The sequence below is a fragment of the Enterobacter cloacae complex sp. ECL352 genome (assembly GCF_020149545.1).
In the GTDB taxonomy this organism is placed as follows: domain Bacteria; phylum Pseudomonadota; class Gammaproteobacteria; order Enterobacterales; family Enterobacteriaceae; genus Enterobacter; species Enterobacter asburiae_B.
On the sequence record NZ_CP083709.1, the window covers coordinates 1,012,751 to 1,022,072 of the forward strand.

8 protein-coding genes are annotated in these 9,322 nt (G+C 55.0%); 5 read left to right on the top strand and 3 right to left on the bottom strand.

From position 1 onward, the window contains the following. On the top strand, positions 1 to 732 hold the full coding sequence (locus tag LBF07_RS04875; RefSeq protein WP_048977832.1) for a LytTR family DNA-binding domain-containing protein: 732 nt from the start codon (positions 1 to 3) through the stop codon (positions 730 to 732). Between the two features lie 35 nt (positions 733 to 767). On the opposite strand, the gene glk is transcribed toward LBF07_RS04875, so the two are convergent. Next, positions 768 to 1,733: a glucokinase gene (glk, locus tag LBF07_RS04880; protein ID WP_094935817.1), complete on the bottom strand. Its 966-nt coding sequence runs from the start codon at positions 1,731 to 1,733 to the stop codon at positions 768 to 770. A gap of 205 nt (positions 1,734 to 1,938) precedes the next feature. Here glk and LBF07_RS04885 point away from each other — a divergent pair, with 205 nt between their 5' ends. Next, complete coding sequence (locus LBF07_RS04885) at positions 1,939 to 3,174, top strand: ion channel protein (RefSeq protein ID WP_094935818.1); 1,236 nt, start codon at positions 1,939 to 1,941, stop codon at positions 3,172 to 3,174. Here the strand turns inward: LBF07_RS04885 and ipdC are convergent, their stop codons facing one another. Then, positions 3,175 to 4,833, bottom strand: coding sequence for an indolepyruvate decarboxylase (gene ipdC / locus LBF07_RS04890; RefSeq protein WP_069303143.1), 1,659 nt, complete (start codon positions 4,831 to 4,833; stop codon positions 3,175 to 3,177). It lies immediately after the preceding gene. 184 nt (positions 4,834 to 5,017) lie between these two features. On the opposite strand from ipdC, the gene mgrA reads away from it, so the two are divergent. Continuing rightward, entirely contained in the window at positions 5,018 to 6,016 is a 999-nt protein-coding gene (gene mgrA, locus LBF07_RS04895; RefSeq protein ID WP_094935819.1) for an L-glyceraldehyde 3-phosphate reductase, read from the top strand. Between the two features lie 127 nt (positions 6,017 to 6,143). Further along, on the top strand, positions 6,144 to 6,497 hold the full coding sequence (locus LBF07_RS04900; RefSeq protein ID WP_023308717.1) for a DUF2502 domain-containing protein: 354 nt from the start codon (positions 6,144 to 6,146) through the stop codon (positions 6,495 to 6,497). Between the two features lie 32 nt (positions 6,498 to 6,529). On the opposite strand, the gene LBF07_RS04905 is transcribed toward LBF07_RS04900, so the two are convergent. Further along, entirely contained in the window at positions 6,530 to 7,768 is a 1,239-nt protein-coding gene (locus LBF07_RS04905) for an Nramp family divalent metal transporter (protein ID WP_033146141.1), read from the bottom strand. A gap of 348 nt (positions 7,769 to 8,116) precedes the next feature. Here LBF07_RS04905 and LBF07_RS04910 point away from each other — a divergent pair, with 348 nt between their 5' ends. Beyond that, positions 8,117 to 9,304: a NupC/NupG family nucleoside CNT transporter gene (locus tag LBF07_RS04910; protein WP_008501591.1), complete on the top strand. Its 1,188-nt coding sequence runs from the start codon at positions 8,117 to 8,119 to the stop codon at positions 9,302 to 9,304. Positions 9,305 to 9,322: the final 18 nt, after the last annotated feature.

Sequence of the window (9,322 nt, forward strand, 5' to 3'; positions counted from 1 at the left end):
ATGAAAGTTATCATCGTAGAAGATGAATTCCTGGCTCAGCAGGAGCTCACCTGGCTTATCAAAACCCACAGCCAGATGGAGATTGTGGGTACGTTTGATGATGGTCTGGACGTGCTGAAATTTTTGCAGCATAACCGGGTCGATGCGATTTTCCTGGATATCAATATCCCGTCGCTGGATGGCGTATTGCTGGCGCAAAACATCAATCAGTTTGCCCATAAGCCGTTTATTGTGTTCGTTACCGCCTGGAAAGAGCACGCCGTAGAGGCCTTCGAGCTGGAGGCGTTTGACTATATTCTTAAGCCTTATCAGGAGTCGCGGATTGTCAGCATGCTGCAAAAGCTGGAGGCCGCATGGCAGCAGCAGACCGCTCCCGCTAGCGCCACCCCGACTGTACGGGAAAACGACACCATTAATCTGGTCAAAGACGAGCGCATCATCGTGACGCCGGTTAACGATATCTATTACGCCGAAGCACACGAAAAGATGACGTTTGTCTATACGCGGCGGGAATCGTACGTGATGGCGATGAACATCACCGAGTTTTGCAGCAAGCTGCCGACTGCCCACTTTTTCCGCTGCCACCGGTCGTTTTGCGTGAATTTAAATAAGATCCGCGAGATCGAACCGTGGTTTAACAACACCTACATTTTGCGTCTGAAGGATCTGGATTTTCAGGTGCCGGTAAGCCGCAGCAAGGTGAAAGAGTTTCGTCAGCTGATGCACCTGTAAAGAAAAGGCCCTCTCCCGCGGGAGAGGGCTCTGCATCAGAGGATTTGACCGAGAACCTGACGCAGATGGGCCCCGGAACCCAGCAGTCCCGGGTTGTCATGCACGATCAGATAAACCGGAATGTCCTGCACGTAGCTTCTGAAACGCCCTTTATCTTCAAACCCGCCGCGGAAGCCCGAGGCTTTAAAGAAGTCGAGGAAGCGCGGTACGATCCCGCCCGCGATATAGACCCCACCGAAGGTGCCCAGCGTCAGCGCCAGGTTGCCGCCGAAACGTCCCATGATCACGCAGAACAGCGACAGGGCACGACGACAGTCAATGCAGCTGTCCGTCAGCGCGCGTTCGGTGACGTCTTTCGGCTGCAGGTTTTCCGGCAGACGACCGTCTGATTTCACAATCGCGCGGTACAGATTCACCAGCCCCGGACCTGAAAGGACGCGCTCGGCGGAGACGTGGCCGATCTCAGCGCGTAACTCTTCAAGGATAATGCCCTCTTCTTCGCTGTTTGGCGCAAAGTCTACGTGGCCGCCTTCACCCGGCAGGCTCACCCAGCGCTGAGCAACATGCACCAGATGCGACACGCCGAGGCCGGTACCGGCCCCGTAAACCGCAATCGGCTTGCCTTCGACCGGTTCAGCGCCGCCAAACTGGATCAGATGCTCTGGCTTCAGCATTGGGATCGCCATGGACACCGCGGTAAAGTCATTGATGATTTCAAGATGCGAAAAACCGAGGTTTTTTTTCATCTCGGCGATGGAGAATGCCCAGGTATGGTTGGTCATTGCGACCCAGTCGCCGGTTATCGGGCAGGCAATAGCGATGCAGCCGTCTTCAACGCTCACCTGATGCTCTTCCAGATAGACGCGGACAACGGCCTCAAGGCTTGGATAATCCAGCCCGGAATAGGTTTTCGCCCGGGAAATCTCACCGCTACTAACATCGCACAATGCGAGGCGCGCATTCGTGCCGCCCACATCACCTACCAAAGCATACTTTGTCATTCTTCTACTGCTCCGCTAAAGTCAAAATAAATCTTTGGGACACTGTAAATTCAAGGCGTGATAACAACAACGGCCATAAGGTGAATGCCCATGGATTATCGATCTTCGTCACAGAATAACTTTACCGTTTCAGCACCTTTTGCACTATTGCCATAAAGCTTAATGTGCAAAGTAACGTAATACCGTTTTGTACAAGGAAATCATCATGCTCCACCCGCGAGCCAGAACCATGCTGTTGCTGGCAATTCCGGCGCTAATTATTGGCGTGGCCTCAAGTCTGGTGCTCATTGTCGTGATGAAAGTCGCGTCGGTGCTGCAAGCCATGTTGTGGACAGCGCTTCCGACAAAACTGGGGGTCAATGCTGATTCCCCTGCCTGGATCGTTGTGATGCTGACGTTAACCGGTATTGCGGTAGGCCTGGTGATCCGTTTCAGTCCCGGCCATGCCGGCCCCGATCCGGCGCAGGAACCGCTGATTGGCGCCCCGGTTCCCCCTTCGGCACTGCCCGGACTGCTCATTGCGTTGATTATCGGTCTGGCCGGCGGCGTCAGCCTGGGGCCGGAGCATCCGATTATGGCGGTGAATATTGGCCTGGCGGTTTTCCTCGGTTCACGCATTTTGCCCCGCGTCGGCGCGCTGGACTGGACCATCCTCGCCTCCGCAGGCACCATCGGGGCACTTTTCGGCACGCCCGTCGCTGCCGCACTGATCTTTTCTCAGACGCTCAGCAGCAATAACGACGTCCCACTGTGGGATAAACTCTTTGCTCCGCTGATGGCAGCAGCCGCTGGCTCGCTGACGACCAGCCTGTTTTTCCATCCCCACTTCTCACTCACCCTCCCCCACTATGGGCAAATGCAGATAGCCGATATTTTCAGCGGCGCCATCGTCGTCGCGTTCGCCATCGCGCTGGGAATGGTGGCGGTATGGTGTCTTCCTCGCCTGCACCGGCTGATGCATAAACTCAAACACCCGGTGTTAGTTCTGGGGGCAGGAGGTTTGATCCTCGGTATTTTAGGGGCAATCGGCGGGACGGTGACGTTGTTCAAAGGTCTGGACGAGATGCAGCAGCTGGCCTTCAGCCAGGTGTTTAGCGTCTCCGACTATCTGCTGTTTGCCGTGATTAAGCTGGCCGCGCTGGTGGTGGCTGCAGCCTGCGGTTTTCGCGGTGGACGCATCTTCCCGGTGGTCTTTGTCGGCGTAGCGCTGGGGCTGATGCTGCACGAACACGTCGATGCGGTGCCTGCGGCCATTACCGTCTCCTGCTCTATTCTGGGGCTGGTTCTGGTGGTCACGCGTGACGCCTGGCTCAGCCTGTTTATGGCGGCGGTAGTGGTACCCGATTCGACGCTTTTCCCCCTGCTCTGTATCGTGATGTTGCCCGCCTGGCTCCTGCTGGCGGGCAAACCGATGATGATGGCCTGGCGAAACGACAAGTAATCAGGCGCTATTGCGCGCTTCCAGCGCTTTAGTAATCGCCCCCAGCAGCGGCGGGATATCGGCTTTCGGCAGCATCACCTCAATTAGCGAGAGCCGCTCGTGGTGCGCCACTTTCTCAAGGACATCCGCCAGCTGCTCCGCTTCACTGACCCGCCAGCACTGGGCCTGAGGATCAAGGCTCAGGGCCTGCGGGATTTGCGTCCAGTTCCATAGCGCAATGTCGTTATATCGCTGTTCCGGCCCGTGGATCGCTCTTTCCACCGTGTACCCTTCGTTGTTAAGGACCAGAATAATCGGGTGTTGTTTATCGCGCAGCATAGAGCCAAGCTCCTGGATGGTGAGCTGCGCTGCGCCATCCCCAGTCAGCACAATCACGCGCCGGTTTGGGCAGGCGGTTTGCGCGCCAAACGCTGCGGCCAGGGTGTAGCCGATCGATCCCCACAGCGGCTGGACGATAAAATTCACATCAGCCGGAAGACGAAGGTCGATCGCGCCGAAGGCCGAGGTGCCTTGATCCGCAAGGATGATGTCTCCAGGGCGGATAAACGTCTGCAACGTTTTCCAGAAATTCTCCTGCGTCAGCGAGCCATCCGGCTGCGGATATTCAATCGTGCTTTGAGACGACGGTGCCGGCGCATCGTGCACGTGCTGTTTACACAGCTCTACCAGCGTTTCGATTGCCTGAAGCATGGGGATGCCGGTAAACCAGACGTCACCGACGCGTGAGGCATGAGGCTGAACTTCAATTGTTTGTGACGGGGTTAGCTGATGCGTGAAGCCGGCGGTCAGGGTATCGGTAAATCGCGTCCCGATGCACAGCACCGTGTCTGCCCCTTCAATCGCCTCTTTTACCGCACCGGCGCTCGCCGAACCGCTGTAGGTGCCGTAAAAACCGGCGTGACGCTCGTCAAATATGCCTTTACCCATCAGCATGGTGGCGTGTGCCATCGGCACGTCCTTGACCCACTTCTGTAGGGCATGCTTCAGGCCGTGGCGAAGGACAAGGAAATCGGCCAGCAGCGCAGTACGCTTGCTCATGGCCAGCCTGTTCTCAGCGGCATCCCGGAACGCTTTCAGGCAGGCGCTATCGGCATGCGCGTGTTTGAGAGTGAGAGCGTTTACAGGAGGCGTGGCGGCTTTTTTTGCCACATCCGCAGGCAGCATCAGATAGCCGGGGCGACGCTCCCGGAGCATGGTAGTTAATACCCGGTCAATCTCATAACAGGCGTTTTGTTCGGTCAGGATCGCCTGTGCAACGGTGATCGGTTCGCTCATATGGTAAAAATGACGAAACTCACCGTCGCCCAGCGTATGGTGCAGCAGCTCCCCTCTTTGCTGTGACGCCGTACCCGGCGCGCCCACAATATGCAGTACCGGAACGTGCTCAGCGTAGCTGCCCGCAATGCCATTCATCGCACTTAACTCTCCTACGCCAAATGTCGTCAGCAGCGCGGCAAAGCCCTTACATCGGGCATATCCGTCCGCGGCATAGGAGGCGTTTAACTCGTTGGCACAGCCCACCCAACAGATATCCGGGCTGTCTATCACATGGTCGAGAAACTGCAGGTTATAGTCGCCCGGCACGCCAAACAGATGATCGGCTCCACAATCCGTAAGACGGTCCAGCAGGTAATCGGCGACGCAGTATGGGGTACGCATGAACAGGTATCCTTCTAATGTTGACCTCACCTTGAGTATTAAATAAGCGTGATGACTGTCCAGAATTGGCGATAAGAAGATCATGGAAAGAATGCTTTACAAAAAAGGCTGCGCTATGCTGCTTTTTTTCGCGTTAATGTAAACGCATACACTGATTTTTTCTTCAGCGCCAGAGGTGATGAGAATGGGTTATCAGCCGGACAAAAATCGTTATCGGACAATGGAGTATCGTCGCTGCGGGCAAAGCGGACTCAGGTTGCCCGCCATCTCGCTTGGGCTGTGGCATAACTTTGGCGACACCACGCTTATCGAAAACAGCCGTCAACTTTTACAGCGCGCGTTCGATCTAGGCATTACGCATTTCGACCTTGCCAACAACTATGGCCCGCCGCCGGGATCGGCCGAACGTAATTTCGGCCGTATTTTGCAGGAGGATTTCCTGCCCTGGCGCGACGAGCTGCTCATCTCTACCAAAGCAGGTTATACCATGTGGGATGGCCCTTACGGCGACTGGGGGTCACGCAAATATCTGCTGGCAAGCCTGGATCAGAGCCTGAAGCGCATGGGGCTGGAGTATGTGGATATCTTCTATCATCACCGTCCTGACCCACAAACGCCGCTGCTGGAAACCATGAAAGCGCTTGACCATGCGGTGCGCCAGGGAAAAGCCCTGTATGTCGGGTTATCCAACTACCCTGCGGAGCTGGCCCGCAAGGCGATTGATATCCTTGACGATCTCGGTACGCCCTGCCTGATCCACCAGCCGAAATACTCCCTTTTTGAACGTGCGCCGGAAGAGGGACTGCTAAACGTGCTGCAGGAAAAAGGGGTCGGCTGCATTCCCTTCTCACCGCTGGCCGGTGGACAACTGACCAACCGCTATCTCAACGGCATTCCGGCAGACTCACGCGCGGCAAGCGGCAGTCAGTTCCTGAACCCTGACCAGATCACCGAAGAGAAGCTGGAGAAGGTAAGAAAGCTGAACGCCATTGCGGAAGAGCGCGGTCAGAAGCTGTCCCAGATGGCGCTGGCCTGGGTATTACGCCATGAGAACGTGACGTCAGTGCTGATTGGGGCAAGTAAAACGGCCCAGATTGATGATGCCGTGGGGATGCTGGAAAACCGCCATTTCTCTGCGGAAGAACTTGTCCGTATTGACACGATTCTGAACAGCTCAAAATAGAATCACTTTTAGCAAAAAGTGCTCTCGCTCAGGAATTCGGAGTTGAGGCGATGAAACGAGGCTTTACCAACTCGTAATATTGCGTTAACAGGCCCCACAAGGGCCCCGATCGTGAAGGAGAAAGAGTATGTTCAGGTCACTGATTCTTGCAGCGGTATTACTGGCTTCAGCCCCGCTGATCGCCAATGCGGGCGAAATCACCCTGTTGCCATCAGTAAAATTACAAATTGGCGATCGTGACGACTACGGCAGATACTGGGACGGTGGCTACTGGCGCGACCGTGACTACTGGAACCGTCACTATGAGTGGCGCGGAGACCGCTGGTGGAAACATGATAACGGCAGACACCGCGGCTGGTATAAAGACAACGCGTATGAGCGCGGCTACCGTGAAGGCTGGAACGATCGTGACGACCGTCGCGGCGGCTGGGATCGCGGCGGGAAAGGACGCGGCCACGGTCATGGCCACGGTCACCATTAATACAAAAAGGAGCCTCCCGGCTCCTTTTTCTTTTAGAGCCCCAATGCGGTGCCAATAAGCAGCCACAGGTTTAGTGCCACCACCACCACCACGATTGCCCACCCGGTCCGTTTCACCAGCGTTGAGTTAACCAGTTCGCCCATCAGGGTTTTGTTGCTGGTAAAGATCAGCAGCGGCACCAGCGCCAGCGCGATACCAAAGCTCAGCAGCACCTGGCTCATGACCAGAATTCTCGTAGGATCAAGCCCCATCAGAATCACGATAAATGACGGGAGCATGGTGACGGAGCGACGAACCCACAGCGGAATATGGAAGCGGACAAACCCCTGCATCACCACCTGGCCTGCCAGCGTGCCCACTACCGTAGAAGAGAGACCGGCAGCCACCAGGCTGAGACCAAATATCGTGGCGGCAGCATGGCTCAGTAAGGGCTCCAGCGTGAGATAGGCCTGGTCGAGATCGGCAATACCGGTGTGGCCGTTAAAGTGGAAAGCGGCGGCTGCGGTAGCCATCATCGCCAGATTGACAAACCCCGCGATGGTCATGGCAATCGCCACGTCCCATTTGGTGGCGGAGTAACGCTCTTTGCGCGTTCCACCATGGAGATGCTGGGTCAGCGAGGAGTGCAGGTAAATCACATGCGGCATGATGGTCGCCCCCAATACCCCGGCGGCCAGGAACACCGCTTCCGAGGTTGGCAGGCTTGGTATTGCCATACCTTTACCGAGCTGCACCAGATTCGGCTGTGAGAAAATCAGCTCGACGATATAGGCCGCCGCGACAAACAGAAGCAGACCGCCGATAACCTTCTCCAGCGGCTTTTGACCCCGACGCTGCAGCATCAGGATCAGGAAAGTGGCAATCCCGGTCAGTACCGCCCCCTGCAACAGCGACACGCCCAGAATCAGCTTAAAGCCGATCGCTGCACCGATAAATTCAGCGAGGTCAGTGGCCATGGCGATGATTTCCGCCTGAACCCAGTAGAGCCAGACGGCCGGACGCGGATAATGGTCGCGAATTTGCTCCGCCAGGTTTTTACCCGTGGCAATCCCCAGCTTTGCGGAGAGCATCTGAATCAGCATCGCCATCAGGTTAGCCCAGACGACCACCCACAGCAGCTTATAGCCGAAGCTGGCCCCGGCCTGAATATTGGTCGCAAAGTTACCTGGATCGATATAGCCAATGGCAGCGATGAACGCAGGTCCCATTAATGCGAACCGCAACTTGCGCGCGGCTCTGCCACTGCTACCCTCTACGCGACTGTTTGTCATTTCTGCCTCTGAAATATAGCCTTTGCTATGTTTAATGCTATCAAAATGAGAATGATTATCAAGATCATTTATGCTGTTTACAGTGATTTCTCTGATAGCTTTGAACGATAGACGGGCGGGTAAGTGGGGCGATCTAACAGAAACTAAAATCGCGCGCGCTTTTGTGAAGACTAGCACACAAACTTAACTTTTCACTCATTTACCTAACATAACAAAAATGTATTGTGGATCACTATTTTTGAGACTCGTCACAGGATGTAACTATAGTGTGTCCTCGATCTCGTTTTCTTTTCGCTTGTTACATAGAATGTGCACGAAAATTAAACCTGCCTCATATTTGGAGCAAATATGGACCGCGTCCTTCATTTTGTCCTGGCACTTGTTGTCGTTACTGCACTTGCATTGCTGGTCAGCACAGACCGCAAAAAAATTCGTATCCGTTATGTTGTCCAGCTGCTGGTCATTGAAGTTTTACTTGCGTGGTTCTTCCTGAACTCCAATGTAGGCCTCGGCTTCGTGAAAGGCTTCTCCGAAATGTTCGAAAAACTGCTCGGATTCGCCAATGAAGGGACCAACTTTGTCTTCGGTAAAATGAACGATGAAGGTCTGGCGTTCTTCTTCCTGAAGGTTCTCTGCCCTATCGTCTTCATCTCCGCGCTGATCGGTATTCTGCAGCACATCCGCGTTCTGCCGTTCGTTATTCGTGGAATTGGCTTCCTGTTATCCAAAGTGAACGGCATGGGCAAGCTGGAATCCTTCAACGCCGTCAGTTCCCTGATCCTCGGTCAGTCTGAGAACTTCATCGCGTATAAAGATATTCTCGGCAAAATGTCCCGCAACCGCATGTACACCATGGCGGCAACCGCAATGTCTACCGTTTCCATGTCTATTGTGGGCGCGTATATGACCATGCTGGAGCCAAAGTATGTTGTTGCGGCGCTGGTTCTGAACATGTTCAGCACCTTTATCGTTCTGTCGCTGATCAACCCGTACCGCGTTGACGCAAGCGAAGAGAACATTCAGATGTCAAACCTGCACGAAGGCCAGAGCTTCTTCGAAATGCTGGGGGAGTACATTCTGGCGGGTTTCAAAGTGGCGATTATCGTTGCCGCCATGCTGATCGGCTTCATTGCGCTGATTTCTGCGCTGAACGCCCTGTTCGCCGCGGTGCTGGGTATCTCCTTCCAGGGTATTCTGGGCTACATCTTCTACCCGGTTGCCTGGGTGATGGGTGTTCCGGCTCACGAAGCGCTGCAGGTGGGCAGTATCATGGCAACCAAACTGGTTTCTAACGAATTCGTTGCGATGATGGATCTGCAGAAAATTGCCAGCACGCTTTCTCCGCGCGCGGAAGGCATTCTGTCCGTGTTCCTGGTCTCCTTCGCGAACTTCTCGTCCATCGGGATTATCGCGGGCGCGATTAAAGGTCTGAACGAAGAACAGGGCAACGTGGTTTCTCGCTTTGGCCTGAAGCTGGTTTACGGCTCTACGCTGGTGAGCGTCCTGTCTGCTTCTATCGCGGCACTGGTACTCTAACGTTTAGCGTTAAACAAA

Coding starts and splice junctions, on each gene's coding strand:
- LBF07_RS04875 (WP_048977832.1), top strand. CDS start 1: ATGAAAGTTATCATCGTAGAAGATGAATTCCTGGCTCAGCAGGAGCTC.
- glk (WP_094935817.1), bottom strand. CDS start 1,733: ATGACAAAGTATGCTTTGGTAGGTGATGTGGGCGGCACGAATGCGCGC.
- LBF07_RS04885 (WP_094935818.1), top strand. CDS start 1,939: ATGCTCCACCCGCGAGCCAGAACCATGCTGTTGCTGGCAATTCCGGCG.
- ipdC (WP_069303143.1), bottom strand. CDS start 4,833: ATGCGTACCCCATACTGCGTCGCCGATTACCTGCTGGACCGTCTTACG.
- mgrA (WP_094935819.1), top strand. CDS start 5,018: ATGGGTTATCAGCCGGACAAAAATCGTTATCGGACAATGGAGTATCGT.
- LBF07_RS04900 (WP_023308717.1), top strand. CDS start 6,144: ATGTTCAGGTCACTGATTCTTGCAGCGGTATTACTGGCTTCAGCCCCG.
- LBF07_RS04905 (WP_033146141.1), bottom strand. CDS start 7,768: ATGACAAACAGTCGCGTAGAGGGTAGCAGTGGCAGAGCCGCGCGCAAG.
- LBF07_RS04910 (WP_008501591.1), top strand. CDS start 8,117: ATGGACCGCGTCCTTCATTTTGTCCTGGCACTTGTTGTCGTTACTGCA.